The sequence below is a fragment of the Pseudomonas sp. EZ-C24 genome (assembly GCF_014525325.1).
GTDB classification, from domain to species: Bacteria; Pseudomonadota; Gammaproteobacteria; order Pseudomonadales; family Pseudomonadaceae; genus Aquipseudomonas; species Aquipseudomonas shirazensis.
Map to the genome: position 1 here is coordinate 124,599 of NZ_JACDIU010000021.1, position 18,112 is coordinate 142,710.

Here is an 18,112-nt window from a genome sequence, read left to right on the forward strand (position 1 = left end):
CAAAAACAACGAGAAGGTTACCTCTGATGGATAACGCCACCTCCCTGCCAACCGGGGCGGCCACAGCGCCAGCCGCCGAAAAAACCACCTCCAGCCGCCTCAAGTCGATCTTCAGCGGATCGATCGGCAACATGGTCGAGTGGTATGACTGGTACGTATACGCCGCATTCTCGCTGTACTTCGCCAAGGCCTTCTTCCCTGCCGGCGACACCACTGCACAATTGCTCAATACCGCTGCGATTTTCGCCGTGGGCTTTCTCATGCGCCCAATCGGCGGCTGGTTGATGGGCATCTACGCCGATCGCAAGGGCCGCAAGGCGGCGCTGATGGCGTCGGTACTGCTGATGTGCGCAGGTTCGCTGGTGATTGCGCTGACCCCAGGCTATGAAACCATCGGCGTCGCTGCCCCCATCCTGTTGGTAATCGCGCGCTTGATGCAGGGCCTGTCGGTAGGCGGTGAATACGGCACCTCGGCAACGTATCTGAGCGAGATGGCGAGCAAGGAGCGGCGCGGCTTCTTCTCCAGCTTCCAGTACGTGACGTTGATTTCCGGCCAGTTGATTGCCCTGGCGGTGTTGATCGTCCTGCAGCAGACCCTGACCACCGAGCAACTGTACTCGTGGGGCTGGCGTGTGCCGTTCGTGATCGGCGCGCTGTGTGCAGTGGTTGCGCTGTACCTGCGTCGCGGCATGGAAGAAACCGCCTCGTTCACCAAGAAAGAGAAGTCCAAAGAGAGCCTGATGCGCACTCTGATGCGCCACCCCAAGGAACTGTTGACCGTGGTCGGCCTGACCATGGGCGGCACCCTGGCCTTCTACACTTACACCACCTACATGCAGAAGTACCTGGTCAACACCGTGGGCATGAGCATCAGCGACTCGACCACCATCTCGGCCGCTACGCTGTTCCTGTTCATGTGCCTGCAACCCGTGATCGGCGCGCTGTCGGACAAGATCGGCCGACGCCCGATCCTGATCGCCTTCGGCGTGCTCGGCACGATCTTCACCGTACCGATCCTGACCACCCTGCACACCATTCAGACCTGGTGGGGCGCGTTTTTCCTGATCATGGCAGCGCTGATCATCGTCAGTGGCTACACCTCGATCAACGCGGTGGTCAAAGCCGAGCTGTTCCCGACCGAAATTCGTGCTCTGGGCGTTGGTCTGCCGTATGCGCTGACCGTATCGATCTTCGGCGGCACCGCTGAATACGTCGCGCTGTGGTTCAAGAGCGCCGGCATGGAAAGCGGCTACTACTGGTACGTCACCGCCTGTATCGCCTGCTCGCTGCTGGTGTACGCGACCATGAAAGACACCAAGACCCACTCGCGGATCACTACTGACTGATCCCGCAGCGGCAATACAGAAAGGGCGCACCGGTAATCGGTGCGCCCTTTTTCATGTTCACCGCTCAATGTCTTCGCGCCAGTTTCAGCCTGTTAATTCCTCATTAATCTCAGACACCTAGTCTGCACAAGCTGACCAATCACTCGAACCTGCTAGGGCCACAAGCCTGCAGGCCGTGCAAGTCGCACAAATATACATCGATTAATACGATTCAAATGTGCATATTTTTGCGCTTTTTAATCAAATTAATCGGAGTAGGATTTAATTCATGGAAACAAAACAACCTGAAACCTACCGGAGCAACCAACCATGAAAAACAAACTGATTCTCGCCGTCGCCCTCTCCGTCCTGGCTACCGGCGCTTTCGCTGAAGATGGCTTCGACCGTACCAGTGCTCATTCCTTTGCTGCCGCCAGCACTCAATCGGCAGCGTACGCAGAGGATGGTTTTGACCGCACCAACGGCGCACGCTTCGCTGAAGACGGCTTCGACCGCACCAACGGCGCACGCTTCGCCGAAGACGGCTTCGACCGCACCAACGGCGCACGCTTCGCCGAAGACGGCTTCGACCGCACCAACGGCGCACGCTTTGCCGAAGACGGCTTCGACCGCACCAACGGCGCACGCTTCGCAGAAGACGGCTTCGACAACACCAAAGGTCATCGCTTCAGCTAAGCCCTGCTGCGGGCACCCAGCCCGGCCTTGCCGGGCTTGATCATTTGCAGCAGCGCGCAGAACCGGCACACTAGGCATCTTGTCCATCCCAGAGCGGCCCTGATCAGATGTACTACTACGAACCTGCAAAAGGCCACGGCCTGCCCCACGATCCCTTCAACGCCATCGTCGGCCCGCGGCCGATTGGCTGGATCTCCTCGCACGATAGCGAGGGCCGGCTCAACCTGGCGCCCTACAGCTTCTTTAACGCCTTCAACTACATTCCGCCGATCATCGGCTTCTGCAGTGTTGGCCGCAAAGACAGCCTGAACAACATCGAACAGACCGGCGAATTCGTCTGGAACCTGGCCACCCGACCGTTGGCCGAGCAGATGAACCAGAGCTGCGCTGCGGTTGCAGCCGATGTCGACGAGTTTGTCCTGAGCGGGCTGACGCCGACGGCATCGCGCATTGTCGGTGTACCGCGAGTGGGCGAAAGCCCGGTGGCGTTCGAGTGCAAGGTAAGCCAGATCATCCAGCTCAAGCGCGCCGATCAGGAACTGGTACCCAGCTGGCTGATCCTTGGCGAGGTGGTGGCTGTACACATCGCCGAGCACCTGCTCAAGGACGGCATCTACGACACGGCTGCCGGTGAGCCGATTCTGCGCGGTGGCGGCCCGCAGGATTACTTCGAGCTGGGCAATCTGTTCAAGATGGCGCGGCCGCGCAACGACGGCTGATCACCAGATCAGCTCGCCCTCATCGCTCACGCCCTGCAAGCGTTCGAGCTCGGCGCAAGCGGCCTCATCGGCCGCGATTGCGCCCTTGAACAGCTGGCCATCAAGCACCTTGTGAAAACGCGGCGTACCCATCCCGGCGAGTGCCTTGACTGCGATGGCAGCGTGATAACCACCGCCCTCAACCGGGACCATCGCTGAAACCGCCTCAAACTGGGCAAACTCTCTACGTGCCATGCTGCGTTTCCTTGTCGAAAAGGCGGCATTGTAACCTGCTGATCACTCGCTGAAGGTATGCAGATCCAGGCTTGCCAGCACCTGCGCCTGCACCAGTTCGCCGAGCAGGTCGAGATTGGCCGAGTCGAAGTAGCCAGTCATTGCCTGCTGATCGTGCCAACTGCCGCTGAGCAGCCACAGGTCGTCATCGGCCTGCGAGCGCTGCACGCTGAAGCTCAGGCAGCCGGGCATGCGCAGCGACGGTTCGAGCAGGTCCCGCAGACGCGCGCCAAGCTCGCACGAGCGGCCGTTGCTGGCACGGATAAAAGCCAAGTGGGTGACCGGTTGACGTGGTGTCATGAATGCGCTCCTTGAAACAGGCCAGACGGAAGATCCAGGCGACCAAGGTTATGCCCCGCTTGACCTGCGCCGTTAGGCCATTACTGCGAGCCGCTTGCCTGATCCTGCGCCGCGGCAGGATCAGGCAAGCGACCGACAGCATTCGACTAGCGCCCAAGCTTGCCCAAACCTATCCTGCTCCCCTCAGCAGAGGAAACCCGTCATGACCACCTCATCGCCACTGGACCCCACGCTTGAAGCCCGCCGCGAGGAACTCGCCGGGTTGATCCTGCGCCATGCCGGAGGCGGGCCGTCGGCGATCGACGCGCTATACCTCAGTCGTTACGAGGAAAACCTGCGCGCAATGCCGACCCTGGCGCAGCCTGCATTGTGCATTCTGGCCCAAGGCAGCAAGACGCTGTTTCTGGGTGATGAAAGCTACACCTACGACCCTCTGCATTACATGGTGGTGTCGGTAACCCTGCCAATCACCGGCGCCAGCCTGGATGCCAGCCCGGACAATCCTTGCCTGGGCCTGCGCCTGGACCTGGACCCTGCCGAGATCAGCCAGTTGATTGCCGAGAGCGGGCCGATGCTGGTGCCCAGCCAACCGTCGGGCCGTGGCCTGTTCGTCGAGCGCAGCGATGGCGAGCTGCTCGATGCCCTGCTGCGGCTGGTGCGGCTGCTCGATTCACCACGCGATATTGCAGTACTGGCGCCGCTGGTGCGGCGCGAGCTGCTGTATCGAGTATTGCGCGGCCCGCAGGGCTATCGGCTGTATGAAATCGCCCTGTCCAACAGCCAGACCCATCGCGTGTGCCAGGCCATCGCCTGGCTCAACCGGCATTATCAGCAGCCGCTGCGTATCGAAGAGCTGGCCCGCGAGGTCAACCTGAGCACCTCGACACTGCACCACCGCTTCAAGGCCGTGACCTCGATGAGCCCGCTGCAATATCAAAAACAGCTGCGCCTGCAGGAGGCGCGCCGGCTGATGCTCAATGATGGTGTCGAGGCGGCGGTGGCGGGCTACCGTGTCGGCTATGAAAGCCCATCGCAGTTCAGCCGCGAATACAGCCGGCTGTATGGTGCGCCGCCGATTCGCGATGTCGCCCGCTTACGCGCCAGCGCCAGCTGAGCACTGCCCGAATCAATCACGCACGGCCTGCTGCCATTGCGCCTGATCGACCTGCAGCAGCGTGGGCTTGTTGCGCTCGACGGCGCGGGCCAACGCCGTCTGCAACTGCGCGACGTCGTTGACCTGCTCGGCGGCCGCGCCCAGGCCCTGCGCCACGGCGATGAAGTCTGGGGTATGGATATCCACCCCGACCGGCTTGATATCGCGGTTGAGCATGTACTTCTTGATCTCTTCATAGCCGTGGTTATTCCACAGCAGGACAATCAGCGGCACCTGCGCCTCCACCGCGCTGGCCAGTTCCGGCAGGGTGAACTGCAGGCCACCATCGCCAATCAGGCAGACCACTGGCGCGCGTTGTTTGATCACCGCCGAGCTGCCCAGCCAGGCCCCCATCGCTGCTGGCAACGCATAGCCAAGCGTGCCGTAGCCGGTCGAGGCATTGAACCAGCGGCGCGGCGCAGGCATGTCGAGAGTCAGATTACCGGTGTAGACCGGCTGGGTTGAGTCACCGACCAGCACCACCTCTGGCAGCGTCTGCAACAATGTCTTGAGCAAGCGGGTCTGGCTCAGGCTGGGCTGGTCCCAGCTGGCCGCCAGGGCCTGGCGCAGTCGCGCGGCCCGTGCGGTGCCCCAACTGGCCTGACGCTGCGCTGCTGGCTGCAGCCGCACTGCAGCCAGCAAGGCCTGCGCGGCCTGCTCGGCATCGGCCACCAAGGCAAGCTCCGGCAAATAGTTGCGCACAGTCTGGTCCGGATCGATGTCGATCCGCAGCAGGCTGCCGGGAATCTTGAAACCACCCTGGAAGGTCACGTCGTAGTCGGTTTCTGCCAGCTCAGTGCCAATCGCCAGCACAACATCGGCTTCGCCGATCAGTTCACGGGTAACGGGCAGCGACTGGGTCGAACCAATCTGCAAGGGATGATCTGCCGGCACTAGACCTTTGGCATTGATGGTCAAAGCTACCGGCGCCTGCAGATGTTCCGCCAATGCGGCCAATGCCGCGCCGGCCGCGAGCGCACCGCCGCCGGCAAGGATCAATGGCCGTTGCGCCTGGGCCAGAAGTGTTGCCATCTGCGCAACGGTGGTCGGCGCCGCTGCTGCGCGGCTGACCCGGATCGGTCGGCCTGGCAACAAATGATCGGCCGGCTCGACCAGCACATCCAGCGGGATCTCGATATGCACAGGCCGTGGCCGGGCGCCATCGAACACGGCGAACGCACGCGCCAGCACCTGCGGCAAGTCATCGGCGCTCATCAGGGTTTGCGAAAATGCGCTGACTCCAGCGACCAGCCCGCGCTGATCGGGCAACTCGTGCAGCTTGCCGCGCCCGCCACCCAGGGCATTGCGCGACTGCACACTGGAGATCACCAGCATTGGAATCGAGTCGGCATATGCCTGGCCCATGGCGGTGGTGATGTTGGTCATGCCTGGGCCAGTGATGATAAAGCACACGCCAGGCACGCCGCGCGTGCGTGCATAACCGTCGGCCATGAACCCGGCGCCTTGCTCATGGCGCGGGGTGATGTGGCGAATCGTGGAGCCCGCCAGGCCGCGGTAAAGCTCGACGGTATGCACGCCGGGGATGCCGAAGACATGGTCGACGCCATAGCCTTCGAGGAGTTTGACCAGTACTTCGCCACAGGTTGCCATCGTCCGATACCCGCTTGTTGTTCAAATAATGAGCGTATTGAACCCGCGGGGCCGCTATCGTCACAATGCAAAAAAACACATACTAGCCATGACCTCAGAACATGGCTGCACACGATGAATCGACTCCCTCCCCTGTCAGCCCTGCAGACTTTTCTGATCACCGCGCAGCACTGCAACTTCACCCACGCCGGCCAGCAGTTGAATATCAGTCAAGGTGCGGTGAGTCGGCAGATCGCCGGGCTCGAAGCGCATTTGGGCTACGCCTTGTTCGTTCGTCAGGCACGCGGCCTGCGCCTGACACGCGAGGGCCAGGACTGGTTGCCGCGGGTACAGCAGATGTTCGCGCTGCTCGAACAGGGGGTGCGCGAAGTCGCCGTGCGCAGTGCAGTGCTGCAGATCAAGGCGCCGACCTGTGTAATGCGCTGGCTGTTGCCGCGCTTGATCGAGTGGCAGGCGCTGCGCCCGGACATCCCGGTCGAAGTCACCAGTTCGGTCCAGCACGGGGTCGACTTTCAGCATGAAGAGTTCGATGCTGCGGTGCTCTACGGACCTGCACCCGAGCCTGGCCCGCACACGCGAAAACTGTTTGATGAGCAACTTACGCCGGTCTGCGCGCCTTCGCTGTTGAACGGTCATTTGCCCCTGCAGCAACTTGCCGACCTGCCTGCACACATGCTGCTGCACCCGTCCCGCGACGAGCACGACTGGCGCCTGTGGTTAGCGACGGCAGGCTCGACTGAAGTGCATGGCCGACGCCAGCATTTCGAGACGCTGGACATGGCCGTGGCGATGGCTGCGCAAGGTACCGGGGTGGCGATTGGCGACTGGGCATTGATTGCCGATGATCTGCGCGAAGGCCGCTTGTGCATGCCGTTTGCCCTGAAGGTGAGCACCGGCAGCAGCTATTATCTGACCAGCCCGGACAGGCCAATGCCTGCGGGACTGATCGAGTTGCTGGAGTGGCTGCAAACACGCGCCAGGCAATAGCCGCGGTTACTCCTCGACGCTCATGTATTCCTTGGCCCAGCGGATATAGTCCTCAGGCTGGGTATAGGTGTGCGAGAGCTCGGTAGCGCTGAGGTTTTCCGACTTGTTCTGCTGGCCACGCTGCAGGCGCAGGCAATCGTAGGTGGCCTTGATCGCAGCAAAGTAGGCGGCATGGCCATCGACCACGATGCGCACGCCCAAACGCGCCAGACGCTCGTCATCGCCCAGGTTCGGGTTGCCGTAAGTCACCAGCATCAACGGCACGCTGAGGTGCTCGGAGATCTGCTCAAGGTGGTCGAAGTCCTTGACCCCGACCATGCAGATCGCGTCGGCACCGGCCTTCTGGTAGCTCTGGGTACGGACGATGATCTCTTCGGTGCTGAGTACGCCGGCGTTGGTCCGCGCGATGATCGACAGCGATGAATCGACCCGGGCTTCGAGGGCCGCGCGGATCTTGCCGACGCCTTCGTCGACCGAGATCAGGTCGGTGGACTTGCGCCCGAACTGAGCTGGCAGCAGCGTGTCTTCAATGGTCAGTGCCGCCACGCCCGCGCGCTCGAGTTCGATCACGGTGCGCATGACGTTGAGGGCATTGCCATAACCATGGTCGGCGTCGGCCATGACCGGCAGTTGCGCAACGCGGCCGATGCGGGTGGCTTGCTCGACGAACTCGCTCAGGGTGATCAAGGCAAAGTCAGGCGCAGCCAGTACCTGCAGGGAGGCGACCGAACCACCGAGAATACCCACCTCAAAGCCCAGCTCTGCCGCGATGCGCGCCGACATGGGGTCAAACACGGAAGCTGTGTGGAAGCACGAACCGGAAGCGAGCAGCTCGCGGAAGGCAAAACGTAAATCCTGGTGGGAAGCCCTGGGCATGATCACTCCGCAATAAAGTTGTAATTGAACTGGCTGAAAACCGACCCTTGAATGTGGGGTCTACCTGACCCGTTCCAACCGTCGCCATCTGGGCGGTCATGCTCGACATGCAGGCAGAGGAATAAAAGGCGTGGGCTACAGCGGCGCGGGATACTGCGACTATTTGCTGCACCATGCTGGTGCAAAGCCCCGTAATCAGCCACTGCGGCTCCGCCACGATATCACGCAGCCACTTCGGTTCGGTCGAAAGCGCGTATGCCGATCGTGCATAGGTGATGCACATACTGGATAGGAAGCTACCTAAGTCAGGTTACACTTGGCTTGCGCCTGATGGCCCTGACCTGGACATTTTCATACAAGGTATGACCGTGACTGCCGCACTCCCTCCTGCTGCCCTGCGCCGCGTGCTGACCGCCCTGATGCTGGCGATCTTTCTTGGTGCCCTCGACCAGACCATCGTTGCCGTGTCGCTGCCGGCGATCTCGGCGCAGCTCAATGACGTCGAGCTGCTGGCCTGGGTGATTGCCGGGTATATGGTAGCGATGACCGTTGCGGTGCCGATCTACGGCAAGCTGGGTGACCTGTACGGGCGCCGCAGAATGATCCTCACCGGCACCGCGCTGTTCACCCTGGCCTCGGTGTTCTGTGCACTCGCGCAGAATATCGAGCAGTTGATCCTGGCCAGGGTGCTGCAGGGCATCGGCGCCGGCGGCATGGTCTCGGTAAGCCAGGCGATCATTGGTGATTACGTGGCACCGCGCGATCGCGGCAAGTATCAAGGTTATTTCAGCAGCATGTACGCCCTGGCCAGCGTGGCCGGGCCGGTCCTGGGCGGCGGCTTGACCGCTTACTTGTCGTGGCACTGGGTGTTCTGGATCAATCTACCGCTGGGGCTGCTGGCGCTGTGGGTCATCGGTCGAGCGCTGAACGGCATGCCGAGCCGCCATCGCGCGGCGAAGGTGGATTATCTGGGGGCACTGCTGCTGATCGTCGGCCTGGGCAGCCTGCTGCTGGGCATCACCCTGATCGGCCAAGGGCATGCCTGGCTGTCGACGCCGGTAGTGGCTTTGTTCGGCTGCGCCAGCCTGGGTCTGCTGCTGTTGATTGTTCAGGAACGCAGCTGCGCCGAGCCGCTGCTGCCGCTCAAGCTGTTCGGAAACCGCGTCGCGCTGGCCAGTTGGGGGGTGATCTTCTTTGCCAGCTTCCAGTCGATCTCGCTGACCATGCTGATGCCGCTGCGTTTTCAGAGCATTACTGGCGCCAGCGCCGACAGCGCTGCGCTACACCTCTTGCCGCTGGCTATCGGCCTGCCGCTGGGGGCATTTTGCGGCGGTCGGCTGACCAGCCGTACTGGTCGCTACAAGCCGCAGATCCTCGCCGGCGCCATGTTGATGCCTATGGCAATCCTGGTAATGGCGCTGACTCCACCTGACTCAGCGCTGCTCAGTGCGCTGGCGATGATCCTGGTCGGGGTTGCTGGCGGCCTGCAGTTCCCGACATCGCTGGTGGCCAGCCAGAGTGCAGTGCAAGCGCAGGATATCGGCGTGGTGACCAGTACTACCAACCTGTTCCGCTCGTTGGGCGGCGCGGTGGGTGTGGCGTGCATGTCCAGCGTGCTGCTGGCATTGCTGCATATGGGCGGGATTGAGTTGCTCGGCAATCCATTGCTGGCGAATGTGCAGACGGGAACGGCCGACCCGCTGCACCAGGCGCAGCTGCTGCAGACCTTCAGCTACCTGATGATGGGCAGTGCCACCGTTGCGCTGCTGGGTCTGATTGCCGCAGTGGCATTGCCCGACCGACAACTGCGCGGGCATTGAACCCGCGCCCGGCTGTTAATCGCCGGTTAATCCGTGCCTCACAAGCTCGCGCACAATCCTTCACAAAGTCTCATTTGCGCAAGGCCGGGCTCAGGCGCAGCATGTCCAGGCCCGTGTCGACCCAGCGTTCGGCATTGCCCAGCAGATCGAAGCTGTCTGGCAGCAACAACCAGCGGCCGATCAGACCGTCGATGTAGGCAAAAATCGCTACCGCAGCATGGTCGACCAATAGGTCGGCAGGCAACTGTTCGCGCCGTACTGCATTGCCCAGCGCCAGCACGATACTTTGGTGGCAATCGGCAATGGCCCCTTGGCGCTGCTGGCGGATTTCACACATCTCATCGGTGAACTCGCACTTGTGATGCAGGATCTCATTGATACGCCGGGTCCGCGCGTCCAGCACCAGGTCGTTGAGCACCTGCAACAGCAGTGTGCGCATGCAGCCGAGCGGATCGAGCTCATCCTCACTCTCGCTGGCGCGAGCCAGATGGTCGTGGCTCTCGTGGACACTGTCGAGCAGTGCTTGGACCAGCTCGGCCTTGTTGCTGAAGTGCCAATAGATAGCGCCACGGGTGACCCCCGCCTGCTGCGCAATATCAGCCAGGGTAGTGCGCGCAACCCCGCGCTTGTAGAAAGCCCGCTCCGCAGCCGCAACAATCTGGGCGCGGGTTTCCTGGGCTTCCTCTTTGGTTCGACGGACCATGGCAGCTCAACCTCATCAAAACCCCAGCGCATGACCTGTGCCAGGGTGGCCAGCGTGGAACACCTCTGGATGGGCGTTTCTCAACACGATTCTGGTCTGTGCTGTGGCAACAGACCGCTACAAATGACTATTTACAAACAACCATGAATGTAAGTATATTCGTTAGTAAGCTACTTATCCAGCCGAATGATTTATTCTGACAAGACTCTTCCATTACTCTTGAGCATCTCCCAGCTCTAGCGACCCGAGGATCCTCATGCAATTCAAGCCAGCTGTCACAGCCCTGGTTTCCGCCGTCGCCCTGGCAACCCTGCTCAGTGGCTGCAAGAAAGAAGAAGCCGCGCCTGCACCGCAGGCTCCTCAGGTCGGCGTTGTAACCCTGCAGCCGCAAGCCTTCACCCTGACCTCGGAACTGCCGGGACGCACCACTGCATTCCGCGTTGCCGAAGTGCGCCCGCAGGTCAATGGCATCATCCTCAAGCGCCTGTTCAAAGAAGGCAGCGACGTCAAGGAAGGTCAGCAGCTCTATCAGATCGACCCTTCTGTTTACGAAGCGACCTTGGCCAACGCCCAGGCCAACGTGCAAGCGACCCGCTCGCTGGCCGATCGCTACAAGCAGCTGATCGATGAGCAGGCCGTATCCAAGCAGGAATACGACGATGCCAATGCCAAACGATTGCAGGCTGAAGCAACGCTCAAGAGTGCCCAGATCGACCTGCGCTACACCAAGGTGCTGGCGCCGATCAGCGGCCGTATCGGTCGCTCGGCGTTCACCGAAGGTGCATTGGTGAGCAACGGCCAGACCGACGCCATGGCCACTATTCAACAGCTTGATCCGGTCTACGTCGACGTCACCCAGTCCACCGCCGAGCTGCTCAAGCTGCGCCGCGAGCTGGCCAGTGGGCAACTGCAGAAATCCGGTGAGAATTCCGCTCAGGTCGAGCTGATTCTTGAAGATGGCAGCACCTTCGCGCAAAAAGGCCGCCTGGAGTTCTCCGAGGTGTCGGTCGATGAAACCACCGGTTCCGTGGTGCTGCGTGCCGTGTTCCCCAATCCCGACCACACCCTGCTGCCGGGCATGTTCGTCCACGCTCGCCTGCAGTCCGGGGTCAATGCCAATGCCATCCTGGCGCCGCAGCAAGGCGTCACCCGCGACCTCAAAGGCACGCCTACGGCACTGGTCGTGAACAAGGACAACAAGGTCGAACTGCGCGAGCTCAAGGCCAGCCGGACGCTGGGCAGCGACTGGCTGATCGAGGAAGGCCTCAACCCGGGCGACCGTCTGATCACCGAGGGCCTGCAGTACGTGCGCCCTGGCGTCGAGGTCAAGGTCAGCGAAGCGACCAACGTCAAGTCTGCGGCTAACCCCAACCAGGCCAACGCGGCGAAAGCTGACGCCAAAGCGGAGTAAACCATGTCGAAGTTCTTTATCGATCGCCCGATCTTCGCATGGGTGATTGCCCTGGTGATCATGCTGGTCGGCGCCTTGTCGATCCTCAAGCTGCCGATCAACCAGTACCCAAGCATTGCCCCGCCTGCCATCGCGATTGCCGTGAGCTACCCGGGTGCCTCGGCGCAAACCGTGCAGGACACCGTGGTCCAGGTGATCGAGCAGCAGCTCAACGGTATCGACAACCTGCGCTATGTGCAGTCGGAGAGCAACTCCGACGGCAGCATGACCATTACCGCCACCTTCGAGCAGGGCACCAACGCTGATACCGCGCAGGTGCAGGTGCAGAACAAGCTCAACCTGGCCACCCCGCTGCTGCCGCAAGAAGTGCAGCAACAGGGTATCCGCGTGACCAAGGCAGTGAAGAACTTCCTGATGGTGATCGGCTTGGTGTCCGAGGACGGCAGCATGACCAAGGATGACTTGGCCAACTACATCGTCTCGAACATGCAGGATCCGGTTTCGCGCACCGCGGGTGTGGGTGACTTCCAGGTGTTCGGCGCCCAGTACGCCATGCGTATCTGGCTCGATCCGGCCAAGCTGAACAAATTCCAGCTGACCCCGGTCGACGTGCGCACCGCAGTCACCGCGCAGAACGTGCAGGTTTCCAGCGGTCAGCTGGGCGGCCTGCCAGCACTGCCGGGCACTCAGCTCAACGCCACCATCATCGGCAAGACCCGCCTGCAGACTGCCGAGCAGTTCGAGAAGATCCTGCTCAAGGTCAACAAGGACGGCTCCCAGGTGCGCCTGGGCGATGTCGCCAAGGTCGGTCTGGGCGGCGAGAACTATTCGGTAAGCGCCCAGTTCAACGGCAAGCCGGCTTCGGGCCTGGCGGTCAAACTGGCCACCGGCGCCAACGCCCTGGATACCGCCAAGGCGCTGCGCAAGACCATCAGCGACCTCGAGCCGTTCTTCCCGCCTGGGATGAAAGCGGTGTTCCCGTATGACACCACGCCGGTGGTGACCGAGTCGATCAGCGGGGTTATCCACACCCTGATCGAAGCGGTGGTGCTGGTGTTCCTGGTGATGTACCTGTTCCTGCAGAACTTCCGCGCCACAGTGATCACCACCATGACGGTGCCGGTGGTATTGCTCGGCACCTTCGGCATCCTTGCCGCAGCCGGCTTCAGCATCAACACCCTGACCATGTTCGCCATGGTTCTGGCCATCGGCTTGCTGGTGGACGACGCCATCGTTGTGGTGGAGAACGTCGAGCGGGTGATGTCCGAAGAGGGACTACCGCCTAAAGAGGCGACCAAACGCTCGATGGAGCAGATCCAGGGCGCGCTGGTCGGTATTGCCCTGGTGCTGTCGGCGGTACTGCTGCCAATGGCCTTCTTCGGCGGCTCGACCGGTGTGATCTACCGGCAGTTCTCGATCACCATCGTCTCGGCCATGGGCCTGTCGGTACTGGTCGCGTTGATCTTCACCCCGGCCCTGTGCGCCACCATGCTCAAGCCGGTGAAAAAGGGCGAACACCATGTCGCCAAGCGTGGCTTCTTCGGCTGGTTCAACCGCAACTTCGACCGCAGTGTGCAGGGCTACGAGCGTAGCGTCGGCACCATTCTGCGCAACAAGGCGCCATTCCTGCTCGCTTACGCCCTGATCATCGTCGGCATGATCTACCTGTTCATGCGCATCCCGACGGCGTTCCTGCCTGAAGAAGACCAGGGCGTATTGTTTGCCCAGGTACAAACCCCGGCCGGTTCCAGTGCCGAGCGCACCCAGGCCGTCGTCGACCAGATGCGTGAGTACCTGCTCAAGGACGAGGCCGACACCGTGTCGTCGGTGTTCACCGTTACCGGCTTCAACTTCGCCGGCCGTGGGCAGAGCTCGGGTATGGCCTTCATCATGCTTAAACCGTGGGGTGAGCGTACGGCTGAAAACAGCGTGTTCGGCCTCGCTGGCCGGGCTCAGCAGCACTTCTTCACCTTCCGTGATGCGATGGTGTTTGCCTTTGCCCCGCCTGCGGTACTGGAGCTGGGTAACGCCACCGGCTTTGACGTGTTCCTGCAGGACCGTGCCGGTCTTGGCCACGAAAAACTCATGGAAGCGCGCAACCAGTTCCTGGCCAAGGCGTCGCAGAGCAAGATCCTCACCCAGGTACGCCCGAACGGCCTGAACGATGAGCCGCAGTATCAGCTGATTATCGATGACGAGCGCGCCAGCGCGTTGGGCGTGACCATCTCTGATATCAACAGCACCTTGTCGATCGCTCTGGGCGGCAGCTACGTCAACGACTTCATCGACCGCGGTCGGGTCAAGAAGGTCTATATCCAGGGCGACGCGAGTGCGCGGATGAACCCTGAGGACCTGAAGAAGTGGTACGTGCGCAACAGCCAGGGTGAGATGGTACCGTTCTCCTCCTTCGCCTCCGGCGAATGGTCATTCGGCTCGCCAAAACTGTCGCGTTACAACGGCGTGGAAGCGGTCGAAGTTCTGGGGGCACCGGCACCTGGCTACAGTACCGGTGAAGCCATGGCTGAGGTCGAGCGCATTGCCGGCGAACTGCCTACCGGCATTGGCTACTCGTGGACGGGTATGTCCTACGAGGAGAAACTCTCCGGTTCGCAGATGCCAGCCTTGTTCGCCCTGTCGCTGCTGTTCGTGTTCCTCTGCCTGGCAGCGTTGTACGAAAGCTGGTCGATCCCAATCGCGGTCGTGCTGGTAGTACCGCTGGGTATCATCGGTGCACTGGTTGCCACCAGCCTGCGCGGGTTGTCCAACGATGTGTACTTCCTGGTTGGCCTGTTGACCACCATTGGCCTGGCGGCGAAGAACGCGATCCTCATCGTCGAATTCGCCAAGGAGCTACATGAACAAGGCAAAAGCCTGTACGACGCGACCATCGAAGCGTGCCGCATGCGTCTGCGCCCGATCATCATGACCTCGCTGGCGTTCATCCTCGGCGTGGTACCGTTGACCATCGCCAGCGGCGCAGGCTCGGGTAGCCAGCACGCCATTGGTACCGGTGTGATCGGCGGCATGATCAGTGCGACCGTGCTGGCCATCTTCTGGGTACCGTTGTTCTTCGTCGCCGTGTCGTCGCTGTTCGGCAGCAAAAAGCCGGAAGCCGATGCCACCCCTGAAACTCCACGTATCGAGGCTGGGCAATGACCAAGTCTTTGCTGTCCCTGGCGGTCACCGCGCTGATTCTCAGCGGCTGCTCGCTGATTCCTGATTATGAAACCCCGGATGCTCCGGTGGCAGCGCAGTGGCCGCAAGGCCCTGCCTACTCGCCGACCGAGTCGGCAGAAGTGGCAGCAGCCGAGCAAGGCTGGCGCCAGTTCTACACCGATCCGGCGCTGCAACAGCTGATCCAGACGTCGCTGGTGAACAACCGTGACCTGCGTGTGGCGGCGTTGAATATCGACGCCTACCGTGCGCAGTACCGCATCCAGCGTGCTGACCTGTTCCCGGCAGTTTCGGCAACCGGCAGCGGCAGCCGTCAGCGCGTCCCTGCCGACATGTCGCAAACCGGCCAGGCCGGCATTACCAGCCAGTACTCGGCCACCGTCGGCGTCAGCGCCTACGAGCTGGACTTGTTTGGCCGCGTGCGCAGTCTCAGCGAGCAGGCTTTGGAGACTTACCTCTCCAGCGAGCAGGCGCGGCGCTCGACGCAGATCGCGCTGGTCGCCAGCGTGGCCAATGCCTATTACACCTGGCAGGCCGATCAGGCGCTGCTGAAGCTGACCGAAGAAACCCTCAAGACCTACGACCAGAGCTTCAACCTGACCCGTCGCAGCAATGAGGTTGGCGTGGCCTCGGCGCTCGATCTGAGCCAGGCGCGCACTGCTGTAGAAGGCGCCCGGGTCAAGCTTGCGCAGTACCAACGCCTGGTCGCCCAGGATCTCAACAGCCTGACCGTGCTGCTCGGTACCGGCATCCCGGCCAACCTGCCGACACCGCTCAAGCTCGACGCCGACCAGTTGGCCGAAGTGCCAGCGGGCCTGCCGTCCGACTTGCTGCAGCGCCGGCCGGACATCCAGGAAGCCGAGCATCTGCTCAAGGCGGCCAACGCCAATATCGGCGCCGCCCGTGCAGCGTTCTTCCCGAGCATCAGCCTGACCGCCAATGCCGGCACCCTCAGCCCGGACATGAGCGGGCTGTTCAGCGGTGGTTCGGGTACCTGGCTGTTCCAGCCGCAGATCAACCTGCCGATCTTCAACGCCGGCAGCCTGCGCGCCAGCCTGGATTACTCGAAAATCCAGAAGGACATCAACATCGCGCGTTACGAAAAGACCATCCAGACCGCCTTCCAGGAAGTCTCCGATGGCCTGGCCGCACGCAAGACGTTTGAAGAGCAGTTGCAGGCGCAGCGCGATCTGGTTGCAGCCAACCAGGATTACTACCGCCTGGCCGAACGCCGCTACCGCATCGGGATCGACAGCAACCTGACCTTCCTCGATGCCCAACGCAACCTGTTCAGCGCCCAGCAGGCGTTGATCAGCGATCGGCTGTCGCAGCTGACCAGTGAGGTCAACCTGTACAAGGCACTGGGAGGCGGCTGGTACGAGCGCACCGGCGAGGCCAACCAGCAGGCGTCGCTGCAATCGCCTAAAGGCTGATCGCCAAGGCACTGCAACAAGCCCACCCTCGCGGTGGGCTTTTTTGTGGCCGCAGCCAACTCACTTCGGCATTATGCGAAAATTAACTAGCTGGAACATTCCGTTCGATAACCGCCCAATACCGCCTGCGACGAATTGCCCCGGCCCTGACATGCGCCGCAACATCTTCCCCGTACCCGGACACGATGTTTCCAAGCACCGGCTCAACCATAAAAACAAGAGATCTCCAACAGATGAGCACTTCGCACTCCGCACGCCAGCTGCTGCCCGGCCTGTTGGCCATGACCTGCGCCCTGCCCGCCTTCGCCGCCGAAAGCGGTTTTCTGGAAGACGCCAAGGCCAGCCTCAACCTGCGCAACTTCTACATCAACCGCAATTTCGTCGACCCTGCCAATCCGCAAGGCAAGGCCGAGGAGTGGACGCAGAGCTTCATCCTCGATGCGCGCTCCGGCTTCACCCAAGGCACGATCGGCTTCGGCGTCGACGTCCTCGGTCTGTATTCGGTCAAACTCGACGGCGGCAAGGGCACCGGCAACACTGCCCTGCTGCCGATCCACGACGATGGCCGCCCAGCAGATGACTTCGGCCGCCTCGGGGTTGCCTTCAAGGCGCGTCTGTCGCAAACCGAGCTGAAAGTCGGCGAGTGGATGCCGGTACTGCCGATCCTGCGTTCGGACGATGGCCGCTCACTGCCGCAAACCTTCCGCGGTGGCCAGATCACCTCCAAGGAAATCGACGGTCTGACCCTGTACGGCGGCCAGTTCCGCGGCAACAGCCCGCGTAACGACGCCAGCATGGAAGACATGTCGCTGAACGGCCGCGGGGCGTTTGTCTCCGACCGCTTCAACTTCGCTGGCGGTGAGTACACCTTCAACGACAAACGCACGATGATCGGTCTGTGGGATGCCCAGCTCAAGGACATCTACCGCCAGCAATACCTGAACCTGAGCCACAGCCAGCCCATCGGCGAATGGACCCTCGGTGCCAACCTGGGTTACTTCATCGGCAAGGAAGATGGCGCCGAACGTGCCGGCGAACTGGACAACCGCACCGCCTCGGCCATGCTCTCGGCGCGTTACAAAGGCAACACCTTCTACGTCGGCCTGCAGAAGGTCAGCGGCGATGATGGCTGGATGCGGGTCAACGGCACCAGCGGCGGCACCCTCGCCAACGACAGCTACAACTCAAGCTTTGACCAGGCCAAGGAGCGCTCCTGGCAGGTGCGTCACGACTTCAACTTCACCAGCGTCGGCGTGCCTGGCCTGACCTTGATGAACCGCTATATCAAGGGTGACAACGTGCACACCGCAACCGTCGATGACGGCAAGGAATGGGCCCGTGAGAGCGAACTGGCCTATGTAGTCCAATCGGGCACCTTCAAGGACCTGACCATGAAGTGGCGCAACTCGACCATGCGCCGCGACTACAGCACCAATACCTTTGACGAGAACCGGGTGATCGTCAGCTATCCGCTGAACCTGCTGTAAAGCTGCACGCGGCCTCTGCGTGATCAACAGCATCGCGCAGAGACCGTAGCGCTTATATATAGAACGCAAAGATCTATATATCAGCGCCGACCATCATTGACGTAATATGTAACAAAAGCTAAAAAGATCCATCCCGCCCGCCGC

General features: G+C 61.7%; 15 protein-coding genes. 10 read left to right on the forward strand and 5 right to left on the reverse strand.

The genetic code is table 11. The features are described from left to right. The first annotated feature begins 26 nt into the window (after positions 1 to 26). The 3 genes from IDM28_RS17950 to IDM28_RS17960 all read left to right on the forward strand — a co-directional run bounded on the left by IDM28_RS17950 (position 27) and on the right by IDM28_RS17960 (position 2,740). Positions 27 to 1,346, forward strand: a complete 1,320-nt coding sequence (locus IDM28_RS17950) for an MFS transporter (RefSeq protein ID WP_150570604.1) — start codon at positions 27 to 29, stop codon at positions 1,344 to 1,346. A 309-nt stretch (positions 1,347 to 1,655) separates the two neighbouring features. Continuing rightward, positions 1,656 to 2,021 carry a heme utilization protein gene (locus tag IDM28_RS17955; protein ID WP_150572201.1) on the forward strand — a complete coding sequence of 122 codons (366 nt, stop codon included), beginning with the start codon at positions 1,656 to 1,658 and terminating at the stop codon, positions 2,019 to 2,021. Positions 2,022 to 2,128: 107 nt separating this feature from the next. Beyond that, positions 2,129 to 2,740, forward strand: coding sequence for a flavin reductase family protein (locus IDM28_RS17960; RefSeq protein ID WP_101321922.1), 612 nt, complete (start codon positions 2,129 to 2,131; stop codon positions 2,738 to 2,740). Here the strand turns inward: IDM28_RS17960 and IDM28_RS17965 are convergent, their stop codons facing one another. Next, the gene (locus tag IDM28_RS17965; RefSeq protein ID WP_188036598.1) at positions 2,741 to 2,974 is read right to left on the reverse strand and encodes a hypothetical protein; all 234 of its coding nucleotides are present in this window, start codon (positions 2,972 to 2,974) and stop codon (positions 2,741 to 2,743) included. Positions 2,975 to 3,016: 42 nt separating this feature from the next. Further along, the gene (locus tag IDM28_RS17970) at positions 3,017 to 3,313 is read right to left on the reverse strand and encodes an antibiotic biosynthesis monooxygenase family protein (RefSeq protein ID WP_188036599.1); all 297 of its coding nucleotides are present in this window, start codon (positions 3,311 to 3,313) and stop codon (positions 3,017 to 3,019) included. Positions 3,314 to 3,515: 202 nt separating this feature from the next. On the opposite strand from IDM28_RS17970, the gene IDM28_RS17975 reads away from it, so the two are divergent. Beyond that, on the forward strand, positions 3,516 to 4,427 hold the full coding sequence (locus IDM28_RS17975; RefSeq protein ID WP_188036600.1) for an AraC family transcriptional regulator: 912 nt from the start codon (positions 3,516 to 3,518) through the stop codon (positions 4,425 to 4,427). Positions 4,428 to 4,439: 12 nt separating this feature from the next. On the opposite strand, the gene IDM28_RS17980 is transcribed toward IDM28_RS17975, so the two are convergent. Then, complete coding sequence (locus IDM28_RS17980) at positions 4,440 to 6,077, reverse strand: 5-guanidino-2-oxopentanoate decarboxylase (RefSeq protein WP_188036601.1); 1,638 nt, start codon at positions 6,075 to 6,077, stop codon at positions 4,440 to 4,442. Positions 6,078 to 6,191: 114 nt separating this feature from the next. Here IDM28_RS17980 and IDM28_RS17985 point away from each other — a divergent pair, with 114 nt between their 5' ends. After that, positions 6,192 to 7,064, forward strand: coding sequence for a LysR substrate-binding domain-containing protein (locus IDM28_RS17985; protein ID WP_150572107.1), 873 nt, complete (start codon positions 6,192 to 6,194; stop codon positions 7,062 to 7,064). Positions 7,065 to 7,070: 6 nt separating this feature from the next. On the opposite strand, the gene IDM28_RS17990 is transcribed toward IDM28_RS17985, so the two are convergent. Then, positions 7,071 to 7,940 (reverse strand): oxaloacetate decarboxylase, encoded by an 870-nt coding sequence (locus IDM28_RS17990; RefSeq protein ID WP_188036602.1) that lies wholly within the window; start codon positions 7,938 to 7,940, stop codon positions 7,071 to 7,073. A 368-nt stretch (positions 7,941 to 8,308) separates the two neighbouring features. Between IDM28_RS17990 and IDM28_RS17995 the strand changes: the two genes are divergently transcribed. Then, on the forward strand, positions 8,309 to 9,760 hold the full coding sequence (locus tag IDM28_RS17995) for an MDR family MFS transporter (protein WP_188036603.1): 1,452 nt from the start codon (positions 8,309 to 8,311) through the stop codon (positions 9,758 to 9,760). 70 nt (positions 9,761 to 9,830) lie between these two features. On the opposite strand, the gene IDM28_RS18000 is transcribed toward IDM28_RS17995, so the two are convergent. After that, the gene (locus IDM28_RS18000) at positions 9,831 to 10,463 is read right to left on the reverse strand and encodes a TetR family transcriptional regulator (protein ID WP_101321929.1); all 633 of its coding nucleotides are present in this window, start codon (positions 10,461 to 10,463) and stop codon (positions 9,831 to 9,833) included. Between the two features lie 256 nt (positions 10,464 to 10,719). Between IDM28_RS18000 and IDM28_RS18005 the strand changes: the two genes are divergently transcribed. The 4 genes from IDM28_RS18005 (at position 10,720) to IDM28_RS18020 (ending at position 17,968) form a co-directional block, all read left to right on the forward strand. Beyond that, complete coding sequence (locus tag IDM28_RS18005; RefSeq protein WP_101321930.1) at positions 10,720 to 11,874, forward strand: efflux RND transporter periplasmic adaptor subunit; 1,155 nt, start codon at positions 10,720 to 10,722, stop codon at positions 11,872 to 11,874. 3 nt (positions 11,875 to 11,877) lie between these two features. Beyond that, positions 11,878 to 15,030, forward strand: a complete 3,153-nt coding sequence (gene ttgB, locus IDM28_RS18010; protein WP_150572109.1) for a multidrug efflux RND transporter permease subunit TtgB — start codon at positions 11,878 to 11,880, stop codon at positions 15,028 to 15,030. After that, positions 15,027 to 16,481, forward strand: coding sequence for an AdeC/AdeK/OprM family multidrug efflux complex outer membrane factor (locus IDM28_RS18015; protein ID WP_101321932.1), 1,455 nt, complete (start codon positions 15,027 to 15,029; stop codon positions 16,479 to 16,481). Before ttgB ends, IDM28_RS18015 begins: the two co-directional genes overlap by 4 nt. A 233-nt stretch (positions 16,482 to 16,714) precedes the next feature. Then, on the forward strand, positions 16,715 to 17,968 hold the full coding sequence (locus IDM28_RS18020) for an OprD family porin (protein ID WP_101321933.1): 1,254 nt from the start codon (positions 16,715 to 16,717) through the stop codon (positions 17,966 to 17,968). Positions 17,969 to 18,112: the final 144 nt, after the last annotated feature.